The following is a 26,561-nucleotide window of genomic DNA, read 5'->3' as shown; positions in this document are numbered from 1 at the left end:
GTCTCAGGCGGCCACGGCGGGCTCGGCGAACTGCGTGCGGTACAGCTCCTCATAGCGGCCCCCGGCCGCGAGCAGCTCGGCGTGCGTGCCGCGCTCGACCACCCGGCCGTCCTCGACGACCAGGATGAGGTCGGCGGCGCGCACCGTGGACAGCCGGTGCGCGATCACCACCGCGGTCCGCCCGGCGAGCGCCTCGGCCAGCGCCTCCTGCACGGCCGCCTCGTTGGTCGAGTCCAGCGCGGCCGTCGCCTCGTCCAGGATCACCACCCGCGACCGGGCGAGCAGCAGCCGGGCGATCGTCAGCCGCTGGCGCTCGCCGCCCGACAGCCGGTAGCCGCGCTCGCCCACCACCGTGTCCAGTCCGTCGGGCAGCGACTCGATCAGGACGCCGAGCCGGGCGCGGCGCAGCGCGTCCCACAGCTCGTCCTCGGCGGCGTCCGGCCGGACGAACAGCAGGTTGTTCCTGATCGTGTCGTGGAACAGGTGACCGTCCTGGGTCACCATGCCGAGCGTCTCCCGGATGGAGTCGGCGGCCAGGTCGCGCACGTCCACGCCGCCGATCCGCACCGCGCCCGCGTCCACGTCGTACAGCCTCGGGATGAGCTGGGCGATCGTCGACTTGCCCGCCCCCGACGAGCCGACCAGGGCCACCATCCGGCCGGGCGCCGCGGTGAAGGAGACGCCGCGCAGCACCTCGACGCCGCCCCGGGTGTCGAGCGCGGCAACCTCCTCCAGCGAGGCGAGCGACACCTTGTCCGCCGCCGGGTACGCGAACCGCACGTCGTCGAACTCGACCGACACCGGCCCGTCCGGCACGGCCCGCGCGCCCGGCTTGTCCTTGATGAGCGGTTCCAGGTCCAGCACCTCGAAGACCCGCTCGAAGCTGACCAGCGCGCTCATCACGTCCACCCGGGCGCTGGCCAGGGCGGTCAGCGGCGAGTAGAGCCGGGTGATCAGCAGCGCCAGGGCCACCACCGAGCCCGCGTCCAGCCGCCCGGCCAGCGCGTAGAAGCCGCCGAGCCCGTAGACCAGCGCCAGGGCCAGCGAGGAGACCAGCGTCAGCGCGGTCACGAACGCCGACTGGGTCATGGCCGTGCGCACCCCGATGTCGCGCACCCGCCGGACCCGCGCCGCGAACTCGGCCGACTCCCTGGCGGGCCGGCCGAACAGCTTCACCAGCGTCGCCCCCGGCGCCGAGAACCGCTCGGTCATCTGGGTCGCCATGGCGGCGTTGTGGTCGGCGGCCTCCCGGCGCAGCCGGGCGATCCTGACCCCCATCCGCCGGGCCGGCAGCACGAACACCGGGAGCAGCAGCAGCGCCAGCAGCGTGATCTGCCAGGACAGGGAGATCATCACGGTGACCGCCAGCACCAGCGTCACCACGTTGCCCACGACGCCGGAGAGCGTGTCGGTGAACGCCCGCTGCGCCCCGATCACGTCGTTGTTCAGCCTGCTCACCAGCGCGCCCGTGCGGGTCCGGGTGAAGAAGGCGACAGGCATGCGCTGCACGTGGTCGAAGACCGCCACGCGCAGGTCCACGATCAGCCCTTCGCCGAGGCCCGCCGAGAGCCAGCGGGCCACCAGCCCGATCCCGGCCTCGGCCAGCGCGAGCCCGGCGATCAGCCCCGCCAGGCCGACCACCACGCTGATCGGCTCCCCCGCGCCGATCGCGTCGAGGACGCGGCCGGCCAGCACCGGCGGGGCCACCGCCAGCGCGGCCGTCACCACGCTCAGGGCCAGGAACAGCGCGAGCCTGCGGCGGTGCGGCCGGGCGAACCCCCAGACGCGGCGGAGCGTCGCCTTCGAGATCCGGCGACGCTCCTGCTGGTTGTTCATCGAATACAGCTGGTTCCAGGCGGTCACTTCCATGCTCATGACATGGAGGCTAGAACCTCGACTTTACTTGAGGTCAAGAGCCGATCTTCCGGCCGGCCGCCGCGTCGCGCTCCACGTCCTCCGGACGGTCCAGGAACGGTGAACCGGAGGGACCGTGAACCGGAGGACAATGGGAGCGTGCCACCACGCAGACTCGACCCGGAGAGACTGAGAGCCGCCCTCGACGACCAGCTTGTCGCGCTCGACCGGCCGCCCTACGACGGACCCGCCGGCGCCCTCGCCGACGCCCTCGTCTCCGCCGTACAGGCCGCCTACGACCGCGGCCTCCCGCCCGAGCGCGCCGCGGCCCGCCTGGCCGTGCGCCACCTGCTCGACCGGCTCGCCACCGCCGCGCCCGGCCGCACCGTCGAGGTCCGCGTCCCGCCGTACGCCGCCGTCCAGGCCGTCGACGGCCCCCGGCACACCCGCGGCACCCCGCCCAACGTCGTCGAGACCGACCCGCGCACCTGGATCGACCTCGCCACCGGCCGCCTCACCTGGGCGGAAGCCGTCGCCGGCGGCACCGTCTCGGCCAGCGGCGCCCGAGCCGACCTCTCGGCCCACCTGCCGCTGCGGGCACCCTGACCGGGCCCTGCTATCTGACGGGCCCCCGCATCCACGGGATCCGCTCCTCGAAGCACCGGTCCGCGAGCTCGCCGGGTAGCTGGCCGCAGTCCTGGACGACGGTCCAGAACCAGATGGCCACCGCGCCGAACAGCAGGAACGCCAGCACACTGAAGGCGATCCCGGTGATGGCCCGGCCCTTGCCGACCCGCCGCACCAGCGCCACGATCCCGAACACGATGGACAGGATCGCCGTGAGCAGCCCGGTGAAACACACGAACACCAGGAACGGGCTCGCCACCCCCAGCACCAGCGACGCGGTCGCCAGCCCGCTGCCGGGCCGCGCCGCCTGCCACCCACCCGGATAACCGCCGTAGGGCGTGCCTCCGCCGGGCGGCCCGCCGTACGGGCTCGACGGCGACGTCCCCGGCACCGGCCCCTGGTCCCCGTACGGCAGCGCACCCTCCGGCCGCTCACCTTCCGGCCGACCGCCCTCGGGCCCACCACCCCCAGGCCACCCGCCCTCGGGCCGGCCGCCCTCGGGCCGGCCGCTCTCTGGGCCGCCGTGTGGCGAGGCGGCGCTCTCCGGGCCGCCATAGGGTGACGTCCCGGACTCCGGCCTGCCGTAGGACGGCGTCCCGCTGCCCGTCCCGCCGTACGGCGACGGTCCCCCGAACGCGCTGGGCCCACTCACCCCCTGCCCGGCGTACGGCCCGAGCCCCGACGGCGTCCCTGCCCCGGGCCACCCCCCGTACGGCTCCTCCCTGCCGCCTTCCTCACGATGCTCCCCGGACGGAACCCCGCCTGTAGCGGGCCCGCCGTCTTGCTCGCGATGCTCGCCGTGCCGCTCCCTGCCGCCTTCCTCGCGGTGTTCGCCGGACGGGCCTGAGGGCTCGGCGGTTTCCGGAGGCGTCCAGTCTCCGTACGTGGGAGTGTCCTCGCCTGGCTGGACCCGGTGGGTGCCGTAGGGCTGGGTGCCGTCCTCCGGCTCGGCGCGGTGCTCACCGTAGGTCTGGGCCTCACCTGCCGGGCGCACGCGGAAGGAGCGGGTCTCCTCGGAGTCCCCGGGCTCCTCGTGGGGCGACGGGCCGGCGGCGCTCGGCTCCTCGTAGCGGGATGGTGGGCGGGTCCCGCCGGGGGTGGCCTGCCCCTCGGGGGTGCCCTCCCAGCCGGGGTACGCCGGGGTGCCGCCGGGCGTGGGATAGGCGCGGCCCTCCTCGCCCTGGACCGGGGGTCTGAGCCTAGCGGTCTGATCGGCGTCGCCCTCACCGGCCACCTGGGCGGGCGGCGGCGTCTCGGGCGACTCCGGCAGGTCGGGATGGCGCGGTTGGGCAGGTCCCACCCCGGGCGCGGGCCCCGGTGACGGCTCGGGCGCAGGAACGGGTTCCGGGCCCGGGACCGGCTCGGGCCCGGGTCCCGGTTCCGGACCCGTGGGTTCGGGACGCGGAGTCGGTTCGGGACCTGTGGGTTCAGGACCCGTCGGTTCAGGACCCGTCGGTTCAGGGCCTGTCGGTTCAGGGCCTGTCGGTTCAGGACGCGGCGTCGGTTCGGGACGGGGCGTGGGTTCCGGGCCTGGCGAAGGCTCCGGCTCTACGGGACCAGGACCGGGCATCGGCGGCCGGTCGGGGTCGGGCACGACGGGAGGCTTCGGCGTGAGAGGTTCCTCACCTTCACCGGGTTCCTCCACCCGATCTCCCTCATCCCCCGCGCTTCCGCTGAACCGGCCCGCCCCTCCACGATCACCCGCGTTCCCGGAAGCCCCCTCAGGGCGTCCGGCGCCCGTGCCTTCGGAGGAGTTCTCGGACGGCCCGGACGTGGCGTCGGGGCGGGTGGGGGCGTCCTCGGGTGACCCTTCGGCGGGGTCGTCCGGGGTGCCCTCCGCCCACCAGGGCCGGTCCTCCGGGGGCTCGGACTGGTGGTTGGGGTCGCCAGGTGTGGTCACGTCTGCTCTCCCGACGGGTCTGCATGCCGGATACTTCACCTTTTCGCGGGAGAGGGACTTGAAACCTGACGACACGGGTAAGCCGCCGGTCATCGTTCAGCCAAGGGACGCCCTCAGTGGCAGGGGCGCCGGAGCACAGCGCCGCCGGAAGCACAGCGCCGCCGGCACGCCCGCTCTGTGCGGCTCCGCCGGGTGGGATGCGGGCGGGGATCCGTACCCGGGTGTGCGAGCACGAAGTGGCCCGACCTAGACTGAAGCACGTGCTGAAGGGCGACGGCCGGCTCGGCCATGACCTGGACCCCCACGACCGTGCGCCGCAAGACGCCTGCGGCGTGTTCGGCGTTTGGGCGCCAGGCGAGGAAGTGTCCAAACTCACCTACTACGGGCTGTACGCGTTGCAGCATCGCGGCCAGGAGTCCGCGGGCATCGCGGTCAGCGAGGGCAGCCGCATCCTCGTCTACAAGGACATGGGGCTGGTCGCCCAGGTCTTCGACGAGTCGGTGCTCGGCACCCTCCGCGGCCACCTGGCCATCGGCCACTGCCGCTACTCCACGACCGGTTCCAGTGTGTGGGAGAACGCGCAGCCCACGCTGAGCTCGACCGACGTGGGCGGGCTCGCGCTGGCCCACAACGGCAACCTGATCAACACTCCGGTGCTGGCTCAGCGGCTGGCTCCGGGCACGACCCGGGCGAGCACCGACACCGAGGTGCTCACCACGCTCCTCGCCCAGGACCGGACCCGTTCCGTCGAGGACGCCGCCGCCGAGCTGCTGCCGCAGGTCAAGGGCGCCTACTCGCTGGTGTTCATGGACGAGCGGACGCTGTACGCGGCGCGCGACCCGCAGGGCATCCGCCCGCTCGTGCTGGGCAGGCTGGAGCGCGGCTGGGTGGTGGCGTCCGAGACGGCGGCGCTCGACATCGTGGGCGCCACGTTCGTCCGCGAGATCGAGCCGGGCGAGCTGCTCACGATCGACGAACGCGGGGTCCGGTCGCGCCGGTTCGCGCTGGCGGAGCCGAAGGGCTGCCTGTTCGAGTACGTCTACCTCGCCCGTCCCGACACGTCGATCGCCGGGCGCGGCGTCCAGGTCACCCGGGTCGAGGTGGGCCGGGTGCTGGCCCGCGAGCATCCGGTCGAGGCCGACCTGGTGATCCCGACGCCCGAGTCCGGCACCCCCGCCGCCGTGGGTTACGCCCAGGAGAGCGGCATCCCGTACGGCCAGGGTCTGGTGAAGAACTCCTACGTCGGCCGCACGTTCATCCAGCCGTCGCAGACGATCCGCCAGCTCGGCATCCGGCTCAAGCTCAACCCGCTGCGCGAGATCGTCGAGGGCAAGCGCCTGGTCGTGGTGGACGACTCGATCGTGCGCGGCAACACCCAGCGGGCCATCGTGAAGATGCTGCGGGAGGCCGGCGCGAGTGAGGTGCACGTACGGATCTCGTCGCCGCCGGTCGCCTGGCCGTGCTTCTACGGCATCGACTTCGCCACCCGCGCCGAGCTGATCGCCGGGTCGCTGTCGGTGGAGGAGATCAGGGCCTCGCTGGGCGCCGACTCGCTCGGCTACATCTCGCTCGAAGGGCTCACCAAGGCCACCACGATCCCCGCAGAGCGGCTCTGCAGGGCCTGCTTCGACGGCTCGTACCCGATTCCGATCGACGAGGACAACGTCGGCAAGTTCGTGCTGGAGAGCAAGGCGTGACCACCTACGAGGCCGCGGGCGTCGACATCGAGGCGGGCGAGCGCGCGGTCGCCCTGATGAAGGAGAAGGTGGCGCGCTCGCGCCGGCCGGAGGTGGTCGACGACGCCAGCGGCTTCGCGGGGCTGTTCGACGCGTCGGCGCTGCTGCGTTTCCGGCGGCCCTTGCTGGCCACGTCCACCGACGGGGTCGGCACCAAGGTCATGATCGCGCAGCGCTACGGCAAGCACGACACGATCGGCGTCGACCTGGTCGGCATGGTCCTGGACGACCTGGTGGTGTGCGGGGCCGAGCCGCTGTTCATGACCGACTACATCGCCTGCGGCAAGGTGGTGCCCGAGCGCGTCGCGGAGATCGTCGGCGGGGTGGCCGAGGGCTGCCGGCTGGCGGGGGCGGCCCTGGTGGGCGGCGAGACGGCCGAGCACCCCGGCGCGATGGGCGCCGACGAGTACGACCTGGCGGGCGCGGGCACGGGCGTGGTCGAGGCCGACGCGATGCTGGGCCCCGACCGGGTCCGCGAGGGTGACGCGGTGCTGGGGCTGGCGTCGTCGGGCGTCCACGCCAACGGTTACTCACTGGTGCGCCACGTGCTGAAGCAGGCCGACCTCTCGCTCGACGCGGTGCTGCCGGAGCTGGGCCGCCCGCTGGGCGAGGAGCTGCTGGAGCCGACCCGGATCTACTCGCGCGACTGCCTGGAGCTGGCCCGTACGGTCGAGGTCCACGCCTACGCGCACATCACGGGCGGCGGCCTGGAGGGCAACCTGTCGCGCTCGCTGCCCGGTCATCTGGACGCGGTGCTCGACCGCTCGTCCTGGACGCCTCCGCCGATCTTCGAGGTGCTGGCCGGTCATGGCGGCATCGCGCAGGCCGACCTCGACCGTACGTTCAACCTGGGGGTGGGCATGGCGGCGATCGTCCCCGCCGAGGTCGCCGACGAGGCGGTCCGCCTGCTGGAGGAGCGCGGGCTGCCCGCGTGGGTGCTGGGCGAGGTCGTCGCCGGCGAGGGCCGGGCCCGCTACAGCTGACCGCCTCCCGGGCCGTCCCCGACCGCCCGCCAAGGCCGGCCGGCTACAGCTGACCGCCTTCCAGGTCGTCCCCGGCCGCCCGCCGGGGCCGGCCGACCCTGGCCCGCCTGTAGTGGCGGGCGACGCGGACGCGGTTGCCGCACAGTTCGGGCGAGCACCAGCGGCGGCGCGGGTGGGCGGGCAGGAAGAACATGCGGCAGCCGGGCGCCTCGCATGACTTGATCTTCGCCGCTTCCGAGCCGCCGAGCAGGGTGATGGCCGACTCGGCCAGTTCGGCGAGCAGCCGGTCCAGCGGCGGCGCGGCGCGGCGTGAGATGACGCCGGACGGGCCGAGTGAGAGGGAGGACGGGGCGCGCAGGGCGGCCTCGTTCAGCGCGGCGACCGCGTCCGCGGGGGGCGGCGCGCCGTCGGCGACCGCGGTGACGGCCGACTCCACGTGCTCCCTGAGCGACCGGACCGCCGCGACCCAGCCGTCGGAGATCACCTCACCGCCGGGAGGGTCGCCCGGGATCGCGGGCAGGCGCGCCGACTGCAGGGCGAGCCAGGCCCTGAGCGCTTCGGCCGTCTCCAGGAAGTCCACGTCGCCGTCGGGCGTGTGCGCCCGCGTGTTGATCAGATCGAGGGCCAGCGGCTCCCCCGTCAGCGCGTCCACGAGACCTAACGGTACCTCACCGGCATTGACCCATTAGTAGCCCGGTGTTAGAACTAATGCGTCTTCGAGCGAGAGAGGCATTAGTTATGGACCTTCCCTCAGTCCGGCACGGCTTCGCCGACGTCGGCGACGTGCGGGTGTTCTACCGGGAGACGGGCCCGGCGGACGGCGTGCCGGTGCTGCTGCTGCACGGCTTCCCTTCGGCGTCTCACCAGTACAGGCGGCTCATGGACGCCCTCGGCGGCGGCCACCGGCTGATCGCGCCCGACTGTCCCGGCTCCGGCCACACCGAGGTCCCCGACGGGTTCACGTACACCTTCGACCGGCTCGCCGACGTGGTCGAGGGGTTCGTGACGGCGCTGGAGCTGCGGCGGTTCGTGCTGTACGCGTTCGACTTCGGCGGGCCGGTCGGGTTCCGCCTGGCCGTCCGCCACCCCGAGTGGATCGCCGGGCTGATCGTGCAGAACGCGAACGCGTACGAGGAAGGGCTGTCCGAGCAGGCCAGGGCCACCATCCAGGCGCCGGCCGAGGCGCTGGGGCCGCTGTTGACGCTGCCGGTCACCCGCGGCCAGTACGAGGGCGGCACGGCCGACCCGGCCCTGGTGGCGCCCGACGGCTGGACGCTCGACCAGCACTTCCTCGATCTGCCGGGCCGCAAGGAGGCGCAGCTCGCGCTCCTCCTCGACTACCGCTCCAACGTCGCGCGCTACCCCGAGTGGCAGGCGTGGCTGCGCGAGCACCGGCCGCCGGCGTTGATCGTGTGGGGGCGCGACGACCCGTTCTTCCCGGAGCCGGGCGCGCACGCCTATCTGCGCGACCTGCCCGACGCCGAGCTGCACGTGCTCGACACCGGCCACTTCGCGCTGGAGGAGAGGCTGCCGGAGATCGCCCCGCTCGTCGCGGGCTTCCTCGCCCGGCTCGCCACGGAGCGCGTCGCCGTCGCCGCGGGAACACCGGAAGCGTGACGAAGCCCCACGGTCACCCGTGGGGCTTGCCCGCTGCCGCGGAGGACCCGGCGGTCGCCGGAGACCTCCCCGTGGTCAACGAGGAGTGTGGGAACGCCTAGCGGCGGCCGGACGATCGGCCGTCGTCGTCGTCTCCGTAGTCGTCGGCGTAATCGGCATAGCGATCCGCCAGCTCGTCGTTGAGGTCGTCGGCGTCGTCGTTGCTGGAGTCCTTGACCCCGAGTTCGTCCCGAAGTCGCTCAAGGTCTGTGCCACCGCTGTTGTACTTCAGCTGGCGAGCAACCTTGACCTGCTTGGCCTTTGCTCGGCCGCGCCCCATTGGCTCGACCCCCTCGTGTGGGGTCGTCTCCCGACCCCTCGTCGCTAACGCACCACACGCTGACGCCGCCCTGACTTCGGGCGTCAGCCTATCGTTCGCCTATTACCGTACCTGTTTTGTGCCCAGCTCGGTACGTCGTATGGGCGTGGGGCGTCAGCGCCCTAGCCATATGCCCCTTATCCGCCCGACTTCCGACATTCTGCGCTCAGCTAGCCTATCCGCTGCGACCGCCGGAGGTACGCCTTCCTCCGACGCCATCGCGAAGATCTTCAGCGTCGTGTCGTAGATCCGCGCGGCCTTGGCGCGGGCCCGTTCCATGTCGAAGCCCTCGAGCTCGTCGGACACCTGGATCACGCCGCCGGAGTTGACCACGTAGTCGGGCGCGTAGAGGATGCCGCGCTCGTCGAGCTGCTTCTCCACGCCGGCGTGGGCGAGCTGGTTGTTGGCCGCGCCGCAGACGATCCTGGCGCGCAGCCGGGACACCGTCTCGTCGTCCAGCGCCCCGCCCAGCGCGCACGGCGCGAACACGTCGATGTCGGCCCCGGTCAGCTCGCGCGCGTCGGCGACCACGTCCACCTCGGGGTGGAGCCGCCTGACCCGCTCGATCGCCCGTTCGCTGACGTCGCAGATGACCACGTCGGCGCCGTCCTCGCGCAGCAGCTCGACCAGCCGGTGGCCGACCTTGCCGACGCCCTCGACGCCGACCCGCCTGCCGCGCAGCGTCGGGGCGCCGAAGACCCGCTCGGCCGAGGCGCGCATGCCCTGGAACACGCCGTACGCGGTGAGGATGGAGGAGTCGCCGGCGCCGCCGTGGGCGAGCGTGCGGCCGGTGACGAAGCGCGTCTCGCGGGCGATGAGGTCCATGTCCTCGCTGAAGGTGCCCACGTCGCAGGCGGTGACGTAACGTCCGCCGAGCGACTCGACGAAGCGGCCGTACGCGCGCAGCAGCGGCTCGCTCTTGTCGCGGGCGGGGTCGCCGATGATGACGGCCTTGCCGCCGCCGAGGTCGAGCCCGGCCAGCGCGTTCTTGTAGGCCATGCCCTTGGCCAGGTTGAGCACGTCGGCCAGGGCGGCCTGCTCGCTCTCGTACGGATAGAACCTCGTACCCCCGAGAGCCGGGCCGAGCGCGGTGTTGTGGATGGCGATGATGGCGCGCAGCCCGCTCTGCTCGTCGGCGCAGAAGACGACCTGCTCGTGGACGTCCTTGTGGGACGGTCCGAAGACGTCGGTCACGGTAGTGACTCCCTGTCCGGTCCGCCGCCCCTTCGCGGCGGAGATCGCTCCAAGCGTAATAGGCACGACGATGCACGGCGGGTTGCCTTCATGACACGATGCCTCCGTGCTGCCCTATGCCGCCTACCTCCGCGTCTATGAGCCGCTGACCGCGTTCGCCGAGTCTGAGCGCAAGGTCTGGGCCGACTACGCCGACTCCGGCGACCGCCCACGCCGGGCCAACGCGCTCCAGGCCGAGCACGGGGAGTCGGTCAGGCGCCTGCTCGGCATGCCTCCTCATCCCGTACCCGCCCAGGAGAGCCCCAACGCCTACCTGCGGCGGGTGGAGGACCGTCTGTACGTCTGCCCCTGGCAGACCCGGCTGCGTTCCTGGCTGGCCTTCTCACGGCTGCGGGGCAGCATCCCGGTGAAGCTGATGGACCGGTTCGTCCCGAACGCCATCGCCGAGCAGACGGCCGACGACTTCGACCGCTACAAGCGGGCCGGCGGGTCCGACGCGCTGCGCACCCACATCCGCACCACGGCCTGGCACGTGCCGACCTCCTGGTTCGTGCCGTTCGACGGCAACGAGCGCTGGCTGGTGCTCGGCGCCTCCGCGCCGGGGCAGGACGTGACGACCGCGACCGGCCGCAACCTCATCTACGTCACGTCCATGGCCCAGGCCAGGAGGCGCGCCGCACGGGCGCTGCAGGTGCTGCGGCGCAACCTCGGCGACGCCGTGCCGAACATCGACGTGGAGGACGTGGCGCGGTGGCTGGAGGAGTTCCACCCGCACTCCCTGGTCGAGCTCGACTACGGCGGCCTGGTCCATCTGATGGACGACGAGGCGCTGCAGGCCGACCAGTCGGTGGCGGAGCTCTCGGCGGCTCTGACGGGGCTGGACACGGGTCAAGAAGAGCTTGCCTATGCCATGTACCAGAGGGTCATCCTGCGCTGGAAGTCAATGCAACTCCTAGAATCGTCCAACTGAGCCCCAATGCGGCCGTCTGACCTGCAAGAGCCGGTCATGAGTCGCGGCTGCTCACTTCTGCGAACTGAGTAGTTTGCCGTTTTCACTGCGATACCACGAAACGTGTCGCTAGAATCACCGAGCGTGACATCGCCGCAGGAGCGGGCAGTTGGGTCAAAGAAGGGCTCGCCAATCGCTCTCCGTGGCGGTATGGTCACATCGGGTGATGCCGCATATGGCCCAGAAATGCCGCACGCTCTGGGCCATAGAGGGACATCCGTGACACGCGCAAAGGCAGTCGCAGGGATCGCGAAGCCGGTCCACACGGAGGAGAGGCCGCACAAATGTCAGCTCGTACACCCGAGGCCGAGCCGCTGCTCACGCCCGCCGAGGTCGCCACCATGTTCCGGGTCGACCCCAAGACCGTCACCCGGTGGGCCAAGGCGGGCAAGTTGACGTCGATCCGCACCCTCGGCGGTCACCGGCGCTACCGGGAGACCGAGGTCCGCGCCCTGCTGGCGGGGATTCCGCAGCAGCGTTCGGAATGAGACAGGAGTCGTCACCGGCTAGGGGGGTTCTCACGGTGGGCCAGGCCGGCGCGGTCCGGTCCACCCGGAGTGACGACTCGGACGTCGTACAGGGGAGTTGGCGCCGCCCGCCCGGCGCCATCCTTCCCGCGTTCCATCCCGTGGATCATCCCGCGTTCCATCCCGTGGATCATCCCGGGCTCCGTCCCGTGGGTCGGCCCGCGCCCCGCTGAGCGGCGCGGCACAGGTGCGCGACCTGGGCGTCGCGCGGCCCGGAAGCGGTCATCGCAGCCGTCGAGCCTCTGAGTGCTCCGGCCTCGTTCTCCCGGTGACCTGCGGATGTCCGGCGATTCCCCGGCTTCCGTCTCAGAAGCCGTACCCTGCGGCGAACTCGATCGTTTGGTGGTACAGGTGCCCCAACTTCGCAACGCGGGGGAGACATGCCAGGACCGCCAGTCAAGACATCGACCATCACCGAGCTGAGAGAGGTAGACACGCTGCCTCGACCAAGGCCCACCATCCGCAACGTCGCCGAGCGAGCCGGCGTCTCGAAATCGCTGGTCTCACTCGTGCTGCGCGGATCCCCGCACGTGAGCGAGCACCGGCGCCAGGCCGTGCTGCAGGCGGCCCGAGAGCTCGGCTACCGGCCCAACGCCGTCGCGCGCAGCCTGGTGGAAGGCCGCACGCACCTCGTCGGCGCACTCGTCGCCGACCTGCACAATCCCTTCTACGCCGAGTTCCTCGACGGACTGCAGGAGAGCCTGCACGGCGACGGGTTACGCATGCTGATCGGCAACAGCCAGTGGGACCCGGCGTTCGAGGACGAGGCCGTCGAGGCCTTCCTGGAACTGCGGGTCGACGGGCTGGTGCTGTTAGGCATCGCCCCCACCAGCGAGACCCTGATCGAGGCCACCTCGTACACCCCCACGGTGGTCGTCGGGGAACGTGACATCGAGCTCGACGGCGTCGACATCGTCGTCGACGACGACCAGCACGGCGCCCGGCTGGCGATCGACCACCTGGTCACCGCCGGGCACAAGCGCATCGCGCACATCGAGGGGCCGCGCCCCTCACGCTGCGAGGGCTATCTCGTGGCCATGCGCAGGCACTCGCTCGCCCCGTACATCATGGTCGAGGCAGCGGACTCGTCGGAGGACGGCGGCAGGACGGCGGCACTCGCCCTGCTGACCCGCGAGCCCAGGCCCACCGCGATCTTCGCGGCCAACGACGTGCTCGCGCTCGGCGTGCTGACCGCCGCCGGCGAGCTCGGGCTGCGGGTGCCGGAGGACCTGTCCGTCGTCGGGTACGACAACACCCACCTGGCGGCGTCGGAGCACATCTCCCTGACCTCGGTCGACCAGCCCCGCCGCGCCATGGGACGGACCGCGGCGACGCTGCTGAGCGATCGCATCTCCGAGCCGGGCAAGGCGGCCCGGCTGCGCGAGGTCACCCCGGAGCTGATCGTGCGGCGCAGCACCGGCCCCGCCTAAGAGGAGGCCAAGGGTGGGTCAACACGCTCCGTGACGGCCGCGCCCGGAGGTTTACTCACAGGGTCATGCTCATTGTGGCCGGACTCGCCGTCCGGCCACGATCTGATCCGGGGGACAGCCATGCGTGATCCGGAACTGGTGTCGTGCGCCCAGCGTGCCGCGGCCGAGCTTGAGCGGGCCTGGGCGCAGTGGCGCGCGGGGCGCGGCCGGGGCACCGACGTCGGCGTGGAGTCCGTCGCCAGCTACGTCGCCCACTCGCTCGACCACCCGTGGGGCCGCCCCCGCGTCGTCCTCGGCCTGGACGCCGAGGACGCGCGGGAACTGGCCGCGCTGCTCCAGCGCCAGGAGGTCGGCGAGCACGTGTGGTGAGCGGGGTTCGCGGCGTACCGCCCCCGCCGGGCGAGGGTGTCGTAAGTTGGAGCGCATGCGTGCTCTTCCCGCCTCCGCCCTGGCCGCCTGCGGCCTGATCGTCTCCGCCTGCGGGGGCACCGCGACCGGTGTCCCCGCGGCGGATCAGATGGCGCGCCGGGACGCCGGGCCCACGGCGAGCGCCACCGCCGGCAAGGCCGGGCCGGCCGGCTCGGCCAGGCCCGCCGACAAGGCCCCCGCCGCCCGGCCGCTCGCCGGCAGGGTCGTCGTCATCGACCCGGGACACAACGGAGGCAACGCCCGCGCCCCCAAGGCCATCAACCGCAAGGTCAACGTGCTGACCCAGTGGAAGGCCTGCGACACCACCGGCACCGCGACCAACAGCGGCTACCCGGAGGCGGCGTTCACCTGGGACGTGTCCAAGCGCCTGGCCAAGATCCTCAGGAGCCGCGGCGCGACGGTGAAGCTCACCCGCTCCAGCAACACCGGCGTCGGCCCGTGCATCACCGAACGGGCCGCGATCGGCAACGACAGCAAGGCCGACGCCGCGATCTCGGTGCACGCCGACGGCTCCAGCCCCGGCAACCGCGGCTTCCACGTCATCATGCCGAAGAAGATCGGCGGCCCGGTCGACCCCGTGGTGGGCGCCTCGTCCCGGCTCGGCAAGTCCGTGCGCGACGCCTTCCGCGAGGGCACCGGGCTGCCGTACTCGACCTACATCGGCGACAAGGGGCTCGACTACCGCAACGACCTGGGCGGGCTCAACCTGTCGACGGTGCCGAAGATCTTCATCGAGGCCGGCAACATGCGCAACGCGGGCGAGGCCGCCAAGTTCCGCGACCCGGAGTTCCGCCAGCGCATCGCGGTGGCGCTCGCGAACGGTTTGCAGGACTATTTGAGACCGTGATCCCTTCCCCCAAGCTGCGCCGGTCCCTGTCCGCCTCCTACGACCTGCCCGCCGGAGCCACGGTCTCGGGCCCGCCGGACCTGGTCGCCGCCGTCCGCACCGCGCTGCCGGGGCTCGACCTGCTGCCGGGCGACCACGGCGCCGTCGACCTGCGGCTCGACCCGGCGCTCGGCCCCGAGGCGTATCGGCTGACGGTCGGCTCGCGTGGGGTGGAGATCGTCGCGGGCGGCCGGGCGGGCGCGTTCCACGCCGCCCAGTCGCTGCGCCAACTCCTGCCCGACGCGGCCTTCCGGTACGGCGCCGCGTCCTCGTGGACGGTGCCCGGGGTGCGGATCGAGGACGAGCCCCGCTTCGGGTGGCGCGGCCTGCATCTCGACGTGGCGCGCCACTTCTTCCCCAAGCGGGAGGTCATGCGGCTGGTCGACCTGATGGCGATCCACAAGCTCAACCGCCTCCACCTCCACCTGGCCGACGACCAGGGCTGGCGCGTGGAGAGCCGGGCCTACCCGCTGCTGCACGAGGTGTCCTCCCACCGGCCGCGCTCGGCCGTGCACCCCCACGGGCGGCCGGAGGCGTTCGACGAGATCCCCCACGGCGGCTACTACACGCTGGCCGACCTGGCCGAGATCGCCGCCTACGCCCGCGCCAGGGCGGTGACGGTGGTGCCGGAGATCGACGTGCCGGGACACGCCTCGGCGATCCTGGCCGCCTACCCGTCGCTGGGCGCGACGGGCGAGCCGCACGACGTGCTCGACCGGTGGGGCATCTCCCCCGCGATCCTGTCGCCGCTGCCGCCGACGGTCGAGTTCCTCACCACGGTCTTCGACGAGCTGCTGGGGGCGCTGGGCGAGACCCCGTACGTCCACATCGGCGGCGACGAGGTGGTGCTCGACCAGTGGGCCGCCTCCCCCGAGATCGACGCCTACCGCGAGTCGCTCGGCCTGGCCACGGTCAACGAGCTGCAGGCGTGGTTCCTGCGGCGGCTGGCCGACGCGCTGGCCGAGCGGGGCAGCCGCGCGGTGGTGTGGGACGAGGCGTTCGTCAGCGGCGGCCTGCGGCAGGACACGGTGGTCATGCCGTGGCGCGGCCAGGGCGTCGGCCGCCGCGCCGCCGCCGCCGGCCACGACGTGGTGGCCACCGCGGTCTTCCCGCTCTACTTCGACTACGCGGAGGCGGCCTCGCCGGACGAGCCGCTGGCCATCGGCGAGACGATCACGGTGGCGGACGTGGCGGCGTTCGACCCGGCCCCGGCCGGCTGGACGCCCGAGGAGCGCGAACGGGTGATCGGCGTGCAGGCGCAGCTGTGGACGGAGCGCGTGGCCGACCCGCGCACCCTCGACTACCGGATGTGGCCCAGGGCCTGCGCGCTGGCCGACATCGCCTGGGGCGGCCGGGACGACTTCGCCGGGCGGCTGGAGGCCCACCTGGGGCGGCTGGACGCGCTGGGCGTGGAGTATCGGCCGCCGGCCGGGCCGCACCCGTGGCAGCGCCGCAGGCCGCACCTGCCCGGCGTCGTCCGGCTCGACGAGGTGATGCCCCGCCTGGAGGCCATGACCCTCGACCCCGAGTCGACCCGGCCCAGCATGTGACCCGTCAAGCCAGCGCCAGGGCCAGCCGCCGCGGCAGCGCGGTGTTGCGCCGGCGGCCGAGGGTGTGCACCGCCGTCTCCAGGGCCTCAAGCCGGCCCACCAGCACCACCCACGACCTGGCCCTGGTCACCAGCGTGTAGAGCAGGCTGCGGCGCAGCATGATGCCGCCGGACTCGGCGACGATCGGGGCGACCACGAACGGGTACTCGCTGCCCTGGGAGCGGTGCACGCTGATCGCGTACGCGTGGGTCAGCTCGTCCAGCTCGTCGAAGGCGTACTCGACCGTGCGGCCGTCGTCGGTGCGGAGCTCCACCAGCCGCTCGCGCGGGTCGACGGCGGTGACGGTGGCGGTCTCGCCGTTGAAGACGCCCTTGTCGTAGTTGTTGCGGATGGGCAGCACCCGGTCGCCGGCGCGGTAGACCGAGGAGCCGTACCAGTGCTCGTCGATCCCGTCGCCCGGCGGGTTGAGCTTGTCCTGGAGGCGGCGGCCCAGCTCGACGGTGCCCGTGACGCCCTTGCGCATCGGGCACAGCACCTGCACCTGGTCGGGGCGGATGCCCTGTTTGCGGGGGATGGCCTCGGTGGCGAGGTGGATGACCCGGTCGGCCACCGCCACCGGGTCGTCGAGCTCCTCGAACCAGAACCCGCCACCGCCGGGCAGGCCGGGCAGCTCGCCGGCGCGGACGCGGTGGGCGGCCCGGATGATGCCGCTGTCCTGAGCCTGGCGGAAGACGTGGGTGAGCCGGACGCGGGGGATCTCCTCGACGCTCAGCAGGTCGGCCAGCACCCTGCCGGGGCCGATGCTGGGGAGCTGGTCGCTGTCGCCGACCAGGAGCAGGTGGCTGCCCGAGGGGACGGCCGAGGCCAGCCGGGTGGCGAGCTGCAGGTCGAGCATGGACGCCTCGTCCACCACGATGAGGTCGGCCTCGACGGGCCGCTCCTGGAACAGCGCGCCGTCGTCCTCGGGCTGCTGGGCCAGCATGCGGTGGACGGTCATCGCGGGCAGCCCGGTCAGCTCGGAGAGCCGCTTGGCGGCCTTGCCGGTGGGCGCGGCGAGCGTCACCCTGCCGCCCATCGCCCGCACGGTGGCGGCGATGGCGGACACCGTGTGGCTCTTGCCGCAGCCGGGACCGCCGGTCAGCACCGTGACCGTGCTGGTCAGCACCAGGTTGACGGCCGCGCGCTGGTCGTCGTGGAGCGCGTCGTCCTCCTGGTAGGGGCGCAGCCGCAGCGCCGACGGGGCCCGGAGGAGCCGGGCCAGGTGGCCGGCCAGCGCGACCTCGCGGCTGTGCTCCTGCTTGCCGTAGACGACCAGGCGGCCCGGGTCGTCGGGGGCGGTCTCGACGACCACCCGGCGGTCGGCGTGGAGCGCGTCGACGGCCTGCCTGATCTTCGGCTCGTCCTGCTCGACCAGCGCCGCCACCTGGGCGACGAGCGCGCGGAACGGCACGAAGCAGTGGCCGCCGCCGGCCGCGGCCGCCTCGATCCGGTCGACCACGGCCGCCTTGACGCGCTGCGGGCTGTCCTCCGGGACGCCGGAGCGCAGCGCGATGCGGTCGGCGCTCTGGAAGGCGATGCCGCGCACCCGGCCCACCAGCTGGTAGGGGTCGGTGGTCAGCACGTGGAGCGACTCGTCGCCGTACGTCTGGTAGATCTTGGCGGCGAGCAGCGGGCTCACCCCGAAGCCCTGCAGGGCCACCATGAGCGCGGCGACGGCCTTCTGCTCGGCCCACGCCTCGACGATCTGGGCCTGCCGGATGGCGCCGATGTTGACCACCTCGCGCAGCCGGGCCGGCTCGGTGTCGATGACCTTGAGCGTCTCCTCGCCGAAGTGGCTGACGATGGCGTGGGCCAGCCGCGGCCCGACGCCGCGGATCAGGCCGGAGCCGAGGTAGAGGGCGATGGCGCGGACGGTGGACGGCGCGACCCGCTCGCACCGCCGGACCTGGAGGCGGGCGCCGAAGCGGGGATGCTCGCCCCACTCGCCGGACAGCAGCAGCCGCTCCCCCGGCTGCGCCCCGGCCAGCGCCCGGCCGGCGGCGACGAAGGCGGCCCCGTCGTCGGCGCTCGCGCGGGCGACGGTGTAGTCGTCGTCGCCGACGTGCACGAGCTGCTCGACCGTGACCTCGACCGTGACCGCACTCGTGTTTTCGGCCTCGTCGGGTCTCGCGCGCGCCACCACTCAACTCCCGGCCGTCGTGTCAGGCATCCGACGCTCGGACCCTAGCCTTCCGTGCCGACAGTCCTACCCGGCAGGGCCGTCGTCCAGGATCCTCTCGAACAGCAGGTGGTCGCGCCACTCGCCGTCGATGCGCAGGTACTTCCTCGCCACGCCGATCTCCTCGAACCCGCACCTGCGCAGCACGCGCTGGGACCTGTCGTTGTCGAGGAGGGTGCCGGCCTGGACGCGGTGCAGGCCCAGCGTTCCGGCCGCCTCGCGGCACACCTCGCGCACCGCGGCGGTGGCCAGGCCGCGGCCGGTGTGCCCGGCGTCCACCCAGTAGCCCAGGTGGCCGTTGCGGAAGGCGCCGAGCACGATGTCGTTCAGGTTGACGACGCCGGCGATCAGCGGGCCGTCGGCGAGCACCCAGGGGAACATCCGGCCCTCGTCGCGGGACTTCAGCATGTCCTCCACCCGGGCGACCTGCCCGGTGGCGGTGAAGAACTCCTCGGCGCGACGCGGCTCCCAGCGGCGCAGGTGGTCGCGGTTGCGGACGTACGCCGCCGCGAGCGCCTCGGCGTCGTCAGGCGCCAGCGGACGCAGCACGACCCCGCCGCCGAGCGCGACCTCCCCGGTCACCGGGGCGCCGTCCGGCCGATCGCCTCGCCGATGGAGGTCATCCCGTGCAGCCGGACCCGCCGGGCCAGCCGCCGGTGGATGCGCGCCGCCCACAGCGGCCCGCCGTAGATCCAGCCCGTGTAGCCCTGCACCAGCGTGGCCCCGGCCAGCAGCCGCTCCCACACGTCGTCGACGTCCTCGACGCCGCCCACCGACACCAGCGTCAGCCGGTCGCCGACGCGGGCGCGCAGCCGCCGCAGCACCTCCAGCGAGCGCGCCTTGAGCGGCCGGCCGGACAGCCCGCCGGTGGGGCCGTCGTGCGCGATCGTGGTGTTGGTCGCGATGATGCCGTCGAGCCCCAGCTCCAGCGCCAGGTCGGCGACCGCGTCCACGTCGTCGTCCGCGAGGTCGGGCGCGATCTTGACGAGCAGCGGGGTGCGCCGGGGGGTGCCGTCGCAGACCTCCTTGACCGAGGTCAGCAGCGGTCGCAGCAGCGACACCGCCTGCAGGTCGCGCAGGCCGGGCGTGTTGGGCGAGCTGACGTTGACCACCAGGTAGTCGGCGAGCGGCGCCAGCTCCTTGGCGCTGGTGACGTAGTCGGCGGCCGCCTCCGGCTCGGGCACCACCTTGGTCTTGCCGATGTTGACGCCGACCACGGCGGGCACGCCGCGGGTGCGGCGCAGGCGGCGGGCCGCGGCCTGGGCGCCGGCGTTGTTGAAGCCCATCCGGTTGACCACCGCGCGCTCGCCCACGAGCCGGAACAGCCGCGGGCGCGGGTTGCCCGGCTGGGCGTGCGCGGTGATCGTGCCCACCTCCACGTGGGAGAAGCCGAGCGCGGCCACGGCCTCGGCGCAGGCGGCGTCCTTGTCGAACCCGGCGGCCAGCCCGAGCGGGCCGGGGAAGTGGACGCCGAACGCGGTGATCCGCAGCGCCGGGTCGTGCGGGGCGAGCGCCCGGTGGAGCAGGCGCTTGAGCAGGGGCGTCCTGGCGAGCAGGGCCAGGCCCCTGACGGTGCGGTGGTGCACGGTCTCGGCGTCGAGCCGCCGCAGGACGTGCGTGAAGACGAGGCGATACATCACGCGTCAGGCTACCAACCCGGCCTCGTGGCGGTGATCGCCGACCGCCCCGGTCGTGCCCGCCTGGCCGACGCTCACCTGGGCCTTCACCGTGGCCTCGACGCGGTGCCGCCGGACGCGGATCATGCCTTCTATAGTGGCGGACATGGCACAGGTGAAGGTGTACGGGCGGCGCGAGGTGTGGGCCGGACGGCAGCGCGAGGTCTCCGACCTGCTCCACGGCTGCCTGGTCGACGCGTGGGGGCTGCCGGAGGGCAAGCGGTTCCACCGGTTCCTGCTGCTCGACGCCGACGACCTGATCTGCCCGCAGCGCTCCGACGCCTACCTGATCGTGGAGATCGTCTGTTTCACCGGCCGCAGCGACGACGCCAAGCGCGCGCTCATCCGTACGATCTACGAGCGGCTCCCGTACGACCCGGAAGACGTGGAAATCACCATCATCGAGATGCCGCAGGTCAACTGGGGTATCCGCGGTGTGGTGGCCGACGAGCTGGTGCTGCCCTACCGGGTGGACGTCCAGCCGCGGGGGTGACGGTCAGGCGCGCCCCCCGGCGGGCGGTATGGTCCGACTCATGAGCACTCACTACGACGTCGTGGTCCTGGGCGCGGGTCCGGGGGGATACACGGCCGCCGTCCGTGCCTCCCAGCTCGGGCTCCGCACGGCGGTCATCGAGGAGAAGTACTGGGGAGGCGTCTGCCTGAACGTGGGCTGCATCCCGTCCAAGGCGCTGCTGCGCAACGCCGAACTGGCCCACATCTTCACCAAGGAGGCCAAGACCTTCGGCATCCAGGGTGAGGTCACGTTCGACTACGGCGCCGCCTTCACCCGCAGCCGCAAGGTCGCGGACGGCCGGGTCAAGGGCATCCACTACCTGATGAAGAAGAACTCCATCAAGGAGTACGACGGCCGGGGCACGTTCCTCGACGCCAACACCATCCAGGTGAACGACGAGACGATCACTTTCGACCACTGCATCATCGCCGCCGGCGCGACCACCCGGCTGATCCCCGGCACGTCGCTGTCGGACCGGGTGGTGACGTACGAGGAGCAGATCCTGTCGGAGGAGCTGCCCGGCAGCGTCATCATCGCGGGCGCGGGCGCCATCGGCGTGGAGTTCGCGTACGTGCTGCACAACTACGGCGTCAAGGTCACGATCGTGGAGTTCCTCGACCGGATCGTGCCGCTGGAGGACGAGGAGGTCTCGGCCGAGCTGGCCAAGCGCTACAAGCGCCTGGGCATCGAGCTGCACACCTCCACCCGGGTGGAGAACATCGAGGACACCGGCTCCTCGGTCAAGGTCACCGTGTCGCGCGACGGGCAGCAGCAGGTGCTGGAGGCCGACAAGGTGCTGCAGGCGATCGGCTTCCAGCCGCGCGTCGACGGCTACGGCCTGGAGAAGACCGGCGTCGAGCTGACCGACCGGGGCGCCATCGCGGTCGACGGCCGGCTGCGCACGAACGTGCCGCACATCTTCGCGATCGGCGACGTCACGGCCAAGCTGATGCTGGCGCACGCCGCCGAGGCGATGGGCATCATCGCCGCCGAGACCATCGCGGGCGCCGAGACCATGGAGCTCGACTACGTGATGATCCCGCGCGCCACCTACTGCCAGCCGCAGGTGGCCAGCTTCGGCTACACCGAGACGCAGGCCCGCGACCTGGGCTATGACGTCAAGGTGGTGAAGTTCCCGTTCACCGCCAACGGCAAGGCCCACGGGCTGGGCGACCCGAACGGCTTCGTCAAGATCATCAGCGACAACGAGCACGGCGAGCTGCTGGGCGCCCACCTGATCGGCCCCGAGGTCACCGAGCTGCTGCCGGAGCTGACGCTGGCTCAGCAGTGGGACCTGACGGTGCACGAGGTGGCCCGCAACGTGCACGCCCACCCGACGCTGGGCGAGGCGGTCAAGGAGGCGATCCACGGCCTGGCCGGCCACATGATCAACATGTGAGGCCTCGACCCGACGCACCTCTGACCCACCGAGCGGCAGGCGTCGGCGGTCCGCACACGCCGCCGCGGTCACGGCCCGCCGCGCCAGGCGGCTGCCTCAGCGCCCGCTCGTCGAGCCGGGGCCGCCCGATTACCGGCCGACGGACGAGAAGCCTTCGCAAAGGCGGGCCCGGCGGCGGGCAGGACGGCTACGGTCATGCCATGGACGCAGCCATCTCCATGCCAGGACCGGTGCGGACCGCTCGGATCCTGCTCTGGATCGACATCGCGCTGATGGGCGTGACCGTCGTCCTCCTGCTGTTCGCCGCCGCCGACGTGACCGGCCATGCCCCGCAGGAGGCCACGCGGCTCATCATGGTCATCCTGTGGAGCGTCGTCCTGGTCGTGCTCATCGCCTTCCTGACGGTCAAGCTCTCGGCGCGCAGGCGCTGGGCCCGCGTCGGCCTCATCATGGTCATGGCGCTGAACATCCTGGGCTACCTGGTCAACCTGCTGGCCAACGGCGGTCTCGCCTTCAGCGCCATCCTGGGTCTCGCCCTGGCCGTCGCCGTGATCGTCTGCCTGGTGCACCAGGACGCCAGGGCCTACCTCGACCAGTAACGGGCCATCTTGGCCGCCATCTTCCTGGCGTCCGCCCGGTGCCTGGCCAGGGTGCGCAGCGGCGCGGCGGCGTTGTGCATGTCCCAGTAGATAGCCACGGCGGAGCCCTCGCGCACGGCGACGAACTTCTGCGTCTGCGGGAACGGCACCTTCTTCGTGGCCTTGATCGTCCGTGCCGCCTGCAGGGCCTCGTCGCCGATGCGCAGCCGCTTGGACTTGACCGTCCCGCCGCACTCCTTGATCAGCGCCCGCATCCGGTCCATCATCTTGTCCGCGCCCTTGGCGCTGCCGAACACGAACAGCTGCTCACCGCGTCTGCGGTCGGTGCGCTGACCGCCGCCGATCTTCGTGTCGTACGCGGCGTCGCGCCTGGCCTTCCACCCGGAGAACATCACGGGGGAGCACTGGATGTTCCAGACGTCCTCCATGTCGTCCTGGCTGACGAACCAGTGCTCGTTGTCCTGCCGCGCCTGCTTCTCGTACAGCAGGAAGTTCTTCGGGATGGCGGAGGCCTGCGCGGGCGTCAGCAACGCACCCGCCACCGCCACCGCGATCGTCTTCAGCATGCGCCGACGTTATCGGAGTTTGTCACCATCTGATCGCGGCCCCTGCACGAGCAAGAGCGTTGAAAGCGGCATATTCCACACGGCAAGGGGCCTGCAAGCGGTGCGACGGACAGTGCATGCAACACCTCCCGAAAGGAACCCCCCGATGTCGCTCTCCCGCCCCGTCGCCGCTCTCGCCCTCGCCGCAGGCGCCATGCTCCTGATCGCCCCCGCCGCCCAGGCCGCGACCGCCACCGCCGAGGCGTCCTCGCCGTGGGGTCCCCGCTACGCTCCCGGCCAGAAGGCGAAGGCCGTCGGCACGCTGACGGCCACGGGCGAGGACCACGCCGACCTCCCCACCGCCGACTCCGTGAAGATCACCGGCAAGGTCTACGACTACGCCGCCTCGTCCAAGGTCTGCGGCTGGGCCGTGTTCCGCATCACCTACCGGGACGGGAACCAGCTGCCGTTCAAGCACCGCAGCGTCCGCGACTGCACCTACCGGACGGCCAAGAAGTTCGCGTTCACCGACCACGACGTCTACCAGGTCGAGCTCAAGGTCTGCGCCGAGGGCAAGCGGAGCCGGCCGTCCGACGTCTGCCTGTACGCCGGCACCTGGAAGACCCTCTACCTGTCCAAGTGAGCCCGCTCGTCATCTGCGGCCGCTGTTGATTTCTTGTCGCCGCCGGCGGCGGGCTCGCTCTCGGGCCTGCCACCACAGGCGGCGATCATCAGGGCGGTCGCGATCAGAGCGGTATGTGCGGAGGGGCGTCTGACGAACAGCGGGCTTAGCCTCACCTCATCCAGGCGTCGATGGCGGGTCCGTGAGGCGGGGGGACCAGCCGTTCCAGGCGGGCCGGGTCGGCGATCACGTCGATGGACGCGATCCTGCCGTCCGTGACGGTGAACGCCATGACGGACAGCGCCCGGCCCTTCGCCACGACCACCACGCCGGCCGTACCGTTGACGAGCACCGGCCGGGCGAACGGCGAGAGCCGCCCGAACGTGACCGCCTCCCCCGCCACCGTCCTCGCGCCTCTGAGCACGACCGTGTGGCGGTCCCGCGCCACCCCTCCGTCGGACCGCAGCACGACCTCCGGGTCGAGCACGGAGACGAGCCCGTCGAAGTCACCGTCACGGGCGGCGGCGAAGAACGCGTTCACCACGGCGCGCTGGCGGGCCGGGTCCGGGTCCGGCGCCGGGGCCTGCCCGCGCACCCTGCGGCGGGCCCGGCTGGCGAGCTGACGCACCGCCGCCGGCGACCGGTCGAGCAGCGGCGCGATCTCCTCGAACGGCACCGCGAACAGGTCGTGCAGCACGAACGCCAGCCGCTCGGCCGGCGAGAGGGTCTCCAGCACCACCTGCAGTGCCAGCCCGACCGAGTCCGCCAGCACCGCCTCGTGCTCGGGGTCCAGGCCGGACTCCGGGCTGATGATCGGATCCGGGACGCGGCCGTCCAGCGGCTGCTCGTCCCGGCGCTGTCGCGAGCGCAGGGTGTTCAGGCACACCCGGGCCACCACGGTCGTCAGCCACGCCCCCAGGTTCGCCACGTCGCCGGTGCCGGCGCGGCCCGCCCGCAGCCAGGCTTCCTGGAGCGCGTCCTCGGCCTCGCTCACCGAGCCGAGCATCCGGTAGGCGACCGCCCGCAGGCGGCCGCGTTCCTCCTCGAACCGCTGCGTCATCGCATCGCGTTCGTCCACCGTGTCACATTCCTTCCCCGCGGGGTGTCGTCCAGGCAGACCCACTCGATCGACGACTGTGGAGCACACCATGGCATCCCTCATTCTGGTCACCGGCGGCACCGGGACCCTCGGCAGGATCGTCGTACCGCTGCTGCGCTCCGCCGGGCACGAGGTGCGCGTCCTGGCCCGGCGGGGTGGTGACGTCACCGCCGACCTGCTCACCGGCGACGGCCTCCAGCCGGCCGTGGACGGCGCCGAGACCGTCCTGCACCTGGCGGGCGGCCCGAAGGACGACGACGTGGCGGCCCGCAACCTGACCGCGGCCGCCGCCCGCGCCGGGGTCCGGCACCTGGCGCACATCTCGGTGATCGGCGCGGACCGCGTGCCGCTGGCCTGGTTCCGCTACCAGCGCGACGCCGAGCGGGCCGTGATGGACTCGGGCGTGCCCTGGACGATGCTGCGCGCCGCGCAGTTCCACGACCTGGTGCTCAAGGCGGTGACGCAGCTCGCCAGGCTCCCGGTGGTGCCGGTCCCCGGCGGGCTGCGGTTCGAGCCGGTGGACGCCCGCGACGTGGCCGCCCGCCTCGTGGACCTGACCCTCGGGGCGCCCTCCGGCCTGGCGCCGGACCTCGCCGGGCCGAAGGTGTACGGGATGCGCGAGCTGGTGCGCGGCTACCTGGAGGCGCGGGGCGGGCGGCGGCCGATGCTGCCGGTCAGGATGCCGGGCAGGGCGGGGCGCGCCTACCGGGCGGGCGACAACCTGGCGCTGGAGGGTGCGGAGCGGGGCAGGCGCACGTGGGAGGAGTTCCTCGCCGAGCGGGTGACGTCCGCGTGACGGCCGGCGGCCTTCCCGCGCCTCCCCGGAGGGCGGAGCCGGTCGCCCAGGGAAAACCGTTCGACACCCCCGGCGCAGGTCACGATCATGGCCGGTATGCCACAACAGGACATCTGGGACGCCGAGGCCGCCCGGGGCTACGACACGCCGGGCGCCGGCATGTTCGCCCCCGAGGTCCTGGACCCGGCCGTGGCCCGCCTCGCCGAGCTGGCGAACGGCGGCCGGGCGCTCGAGTTCGCCGTCGGAACCGGCCGGGTGGCCGTGCCGCTCGCCCAGCGGGGAGTGGGCGTCACCGGCATCGAGCTGTCCCGCCCGATGATCGACCAGTTGCGGACGAAGGCGGACGAGGCGACGATCCCGGTCGTCGAAGGCGACATGGCGTCGGCCGTCGCGCCGGGGACGTACACGCTGGTCTACCTCGTCTACAACACGATCTCCAACCTGCTCACGCAGGCGGAGCAGGTCGCGTGCTTCCGCAACGCCGCCCGTCACCTCGGCCCCGGCGGCCGGTTCGTGATCGAGCTGTGGGTGCCCGAACTGCGCAGTCTCCCACCCGGGAAGCAGGCCACGGTCTGGCAGTGCGAGCCCGGCTACATCGGCCTCGACACCTACGACGTGCTGCGCCAGCACGTCGTCTCGCACCACTTCCGGTTCGGCGACGACACGCGGGCCCGGCTGTGGCGCAGCCCGCACCGGTACGTCTGGCCGGCCGAGCTGGACCTCATGGCGCAGCTGGCCGGGTTCGAGCTGGAGAGCAGGCACGCCGACTGGGCCGGGACCGAGTTCACCGCCGACTCGCCGTCCCACGTGTCGGTCTACCGCCTTCCCGGCTGACCGCGAAGCGTCCCGGCCGGAAAACCTCTGGGGGGACGCCTGGGCCCTTTGTTAGGGTCGTGGCGTGCAGTACCTCTACTTCCTCTGATGGCGACGCCACCGGCCGCTGACCCGGCCGGGTCCTCCGTCGTCGTCCATCCCTTGTCAGCGGGGCGCGCG

26 protein-coding genes are annotated in these 26,561 nt (G+C 72.5%); 16 read left to right on the top strand and 10 right to left on the bottom strand.

Annotated elements, in window-relative coordinates; translation table 11 throughout:
• Positions 1–3: 3 nt before the first annotated feature.
• A complete protein-coding gene (locus tag OUY22_RS09760; RefSeq protein ID WP_270154510.1) occupies positions 4–1,875 on the bottom strand; it encodes an ABC transporter ATP-binding protein in 1,872 nt (623 codons plus the stop codon).
• A gap of 138 nt (positions 1,876–2,013) precedes the next feature.
• On the opposite strand from OUY22_RS09760, the gene OUY22_RS09755 reads away from it, so the two are divergent.
• The gene (locus tag OUY22_RS09755; protein WP_270154509.1) at positions 2,014–2,460 is read left to right on the top strand and encodes a sterol carrier family protein; all 447 of its coding nucleotides are present in this window, start codon (positions 2,014–2,016) and stop codon (positions 2,458–2,460) included.
• 10 nt (positions 2,461–2,470) lie between these two features.
• Here OUY22_RS09755 and OUY22_RS09750 read toward each other — a convergent pair whose 3' ends face one another.
• The gene (locus OUY22_RS09750; RefSeq protein WP_270154508.1) at positions 2,471–3,781 is read right to left on the bottom strand and encodes a DUF4190 domain-containing protein; all 1,311 of its coding nucleotides are present in this window, start codon (positions 3,779–3,781) and stop codon (positions 2,471–2,473) included.
• Between the two features lie 860 nt (positions 3,782–4,641).
• Here OUY22_RS09750 and purF point away from each other — a divergent pair.
• Positions 4,642–6,078, top strand: a complete 1,437-nt coding sequence (gene purF, locus OUY22_RS09745) for an amidophosphoribosyltransferase (protein ID WP_270154507.1) — start codon at positions 4,642–4,644, stop codon at positions 6,076–6,078.
• The gene (gene purM, locus OUY22_RS09740; RefSeq protein ID WP_270154506.1) at positions 6,075–7,100 is read left to right on the top strand and encodes a phosphoribosylformylglycinamidine cyclo-ligase; all 1,026 of its coding nucleotides are present in this window, start codon (positions 6,075–6,077) and stop codon (positions 7,098–7,100) included. The genes purF and purM overlap by 4 nt, the downstream gene beginning before the upstream one ends.
• Before the next feature lie 43 nt (positions 7,101–7,143).
• On the opposite strand, the gene OUY22_RS09735 is transcribed toward purM, so the two are convergent.
• Positions 7,144–7,752, bottom strand: coding sequence for a CGNR zinc finger domain-containing protein (locus OUY22_RS09735; RefSeq protein WP_270154505.1), 609 nt, complete (start codon positions 7,750–7,752; stop codon positions 7,144–7,146).
• 86 nt (positions 7,753–7,838) lie between these two features.
• Between OUY22_RS09735 and OUY22_RS09730 the strand changes: the two genes are divergently transcribed.
• Complete coding sequence (locus OUY22_RS09730) at positions 7,839–8,717, top strand: alpha/beta fold hydrolase (protein ID WP_270154504.1); 879 nt, start codon at positions 7,839–7,841, stop codon at positions 8,715–8,717.
• A gap of 97 nt (positions 8,718–8,814) precedes the next feature.
• Here the strand turns inward: OUY22_RS09730 and OUY22_RS09725 are convergent, their stop codons facing one another.
• Complete coding sequence (locus tag OUY22_RS09725; RefSeq protein ID WP_270154503.1) at positions 8,815–9,036, bottom strand: DUF3073 domain-containing protein; 222 nt, start codon at positions 9,034–9,036, stop codon at positions 8,815–8,817.
• A gap of 153 nt (positions 9,037–9,189) precedes the next feature.
• Positions 9,190–10,269: a Glu/Leu/Phe/Val family dehydrogenase gene (locus OUY22_RS09720; protein WP_270154502.1), complete on the bottom strand. Its 1,080-nt coding sequence runs from the start codon at positions 10,267–10,269 to the stop codon at positions 9,190–9,192.
• Positions 10,270–10,375: 106 nt separating this feature from the next.
• Between OUY22_RS09720 and OUY22_RS09715 the strand changes: the two genes are divergently transcribed.
• The 6 genes from OUY22_RS09715 (at position 10,376) to OUY22_RS09690 (ending at position 16,100) form a co-directional block, all read left to right on the top strand.
• Complete coding sequence (locus OUY22_RS09715) at positions 10,376–11,239, top strand: hypothetical protein (protein WP_270154501.1); 864 nt, start codon at positions 10,376–10,378, stop codon at positions 11,237–11,239.
• Positions 11,240–11,562: 323 nt separating this feature from the next.
• Positions 11,563–11,766 carry a developmental transcriptional regulator BldC gene (gene bldC, locus OUY22_RS09710; RefSeq protein WP_013133571.1) on the top strand — a complete coding sequence of 68 codons (204 nt, stop codon included), beginning with the start codon at positions 11,563–11,565 and terminating at the stop codon, positions 11,764–11,766.
• Between the two features lie 419 nt (positions 11,767–12,185).
• Positions 12,186–13,235 carry a LacI family DNA-binding transcriptional regulator gene (locus OUY22_RS09705; protein WP_270154500.1) on the top strand — a complete coding sequence of 350 codons (1,050 nt, stop codon included), beginning with the start codon at positions 12,186–12,188 and terminating at the stop codon, positions 13,233–13,235.
• 120 nt (positions 13,236–13,355) lie between these two features.
• Positions 13,356–13,604, top strand: coding sequence for a hypothetical protein (locus OUY22_RS09700; RefSeq protein ID WP_148035189.1), 249 nt, complete (start codon positions 13,356–13,358; stop codon positions 13,602–13,604).
• Between the two features lie 55 nt (positions 13,605–13,659).
• On the top strand, positions 13,660–14,511 hold the full coding sequence (locus OUY22_RS09695) for an N-acetylmuramoyl-L-alanine amidase (RefSeq protein ID WP_270154499.1): 852 nt from the start codon (positions 13,660–13,662) through the stop codon (positions 14,509–14,511).
• Positions 14,508–16,100, top strand: a complete 1,593-nt coding sequence (locus OUY22_RS09690; RefSeq protein WP_270154498.1) for a beta-N-acetylhexosaminidase — start codon at positions 14,508–14,510, stop codon at positions 16,098–16,100. Before OUY22_RS09695 ends, OUY22_RS09690 begins: the two co-directional genes overlap by 4 nt.
• Positions 16,101–16,104: 4 nt before the next feature.
• Here OUY22_RS09690 and recD2 read toward each other — a convergent pair whose 3' ends face one another.
• The 3 genes from recD2 to OUY22_RS09675 form a co-directional block, all read right to left on the bottom strand.
• The gene (gene recD2, locus OUY22_RS09685; RefSeq protein WP_270154497.1) at positions 16,105–18,279 is read right to left on the bottom strand and encodes an SF1B family DNA helicase RecD2; all 2,175 of its coding nucleotides are present in this window, start codon (positions 18,277–18,279) and stop codon (positions 16,105–16,107) included.
• Between the two features lie 66 nt (positions 18,280–18,345).
• Positions 18,346–18,900 (bottom strand): GNAT family N-acetyltransferase, encoded by a 555-nt coding sequence (locus tag OUY22_RS09680; RefSeq protein WP_270154496.1) that lies wholly within the window; start codon positions 18,898–18,900, stop codon positions 18,346–18,348.
• Complete coding sequence (locus OUY22_RS09675) at positions 18,897–19,955, bottom strand: quinone-dependent dihydroorotate dehydrogenase (protein WP_270154495.1); 1,059 nt, start codon at positions 19,953–19,955, stop codon at positions 18,897–18,899. Before OUY22_RS09675 ends, OUY22_RS09680 begins: the two co-directional genes overlap by 4 nt.
• 145 nt (positions 19,956–20,100) lie before the next feature.
• On the opposite strand from OUY22_RS09675, the gene OUY22_RS09670 reads away from it, so the two are divergent.
• The 3 genes from OUY22_RS09670 to OUY22_RS09660 all read left to right on the top strand — a co-directional run bounded on the left by OUY22_RS09670 (position 20,101) and on the right by OUY22_RS09660 (position 22,506).
• Positions 20,101–20,487, top strand: coding sequence for a tautomerase family protein (locus tag OUY22_RS09670; protein ID WP_270154494.1), 387 nt, complete (start codon positions 20,101–20,103; stop codon positions 20,485–20,487).
• 40 nt (positions 20,488–20,527) lie between these two features.
• Complete coding sequence (gene lpdA / locus OUY22_RS09665) at positions 20,528–21,907, top strand: dihydrolipoyl dehydrogenase (protein ID WP_270154493.1); 1,380 nt, start codon at positions 20,528–20,530, stop codon at positions 21,905–21,907.
• 200 nt (positions 21,908–22,107) lie between these two features.
• Complete coding sequence (locus OUY22_RS09660; protein ID WP_270154492.1) at positions 22,108–22,506, top strand: hypothetical protein; 399 nt, start codon at positions 22,108–22,110, stop codon at positions 22,504–22,506.
• On the opposite strand, the gene OUY22_RS09655 is transcribed toward OUY22_RS09660, so the two are convergent.
• Positions 22,491–23,072 carry a hypothetical protein gene (locus tag OUY22_RS09655; RefSeq protein WP_270154491.1) on the bottom strand — a complete coding sequence of 194 codons (582 nt, stop codon included), beginning with the start codon at positions 23,070–23,072 and terminating at the stop codon, positions 22,491–22,493. The two genes, OUY22_RS09660 and OUY22_RS09655, sit on opposite strands and share 16 nt — an antisense overlap.
• A 145-nt stretch (positions 23,073–23,217) precedes the next feature.
• Between OUY22_RS09655 and OUY22_RS09650 the strand changes: the two genes are divergently transcribed.
• The gene (locus OUY22_RS09650) at positions 23,218–23,694 is read left to right on the top strand and encodes a hypothetical protein (protein WP_270154490.1); all 477 of its coding nucleotides are present in this window, start codon (positions 23,218–23,220) and stop codon (positions 23,692–23,694) included.
• Positions 23,695–23,845: 151 nt separating this feature from the next.
• Here the strand turns inward: OUY22_RS09650 and OUY22_RS09645 are convergent, their stop codons facing one another.
• Positions 23,846–24,751, bottom strand: a complete 906-nt coding sequence (locus OUY22_RS09645; RefSeq protein ID WP_270154489.1) for a sigma-70 family RNA polymerase sigma factor — start codon at positions 24,749–24,751, stop codon at positions 23,846–23,848.
• Between the two features lie 70 nt (positions 24,752–24,821).
• On the opposite strand from OUY22_RS09645, the gene OUY22_RS09640 reads away from it, so the two are divergent.
• Positions 24,822–25,568, top strand: a complete 747-nt coding sequence (locus tag OUY22_RS09640; RefSeq protein WP_270154488.1) for an SDR family oxidoreductase — start codon at positions 24,822–24,824, stop codon at positions 25,566–25,568.
• A gap of 87 nt (positions 25,569–25,655) precedes the next feature.
• Positions 25,656–26,402: a class I SAM-dependent DNA methyltransferase gene (locus tag OUY22_RS09635; RefSeq protein ID WP_270154487.1), complete on the top strand. Its 747-nt coding sequence runs from the start codon at positions 25,656–25,658 to the stop codon at positions 26,400–26,402.
• Positions 26,403–26,561 lie beyond the last annotated feature (159 nt).

It is taken from the genome of Nonomuraea corallina, from assembly GCF_027620315.1.
Classification (GTDB): Bacteria; Actinomycetota; Actinomycetes; order Streptosporangiales; family Streptosporangiaceae; genus Nonomuraea; species Nonomuraea corallina.
Note: the sequence above shows the minus strand (reverse complement) of the source record. Positions and strands in the feature narration are given on the sequence as shown.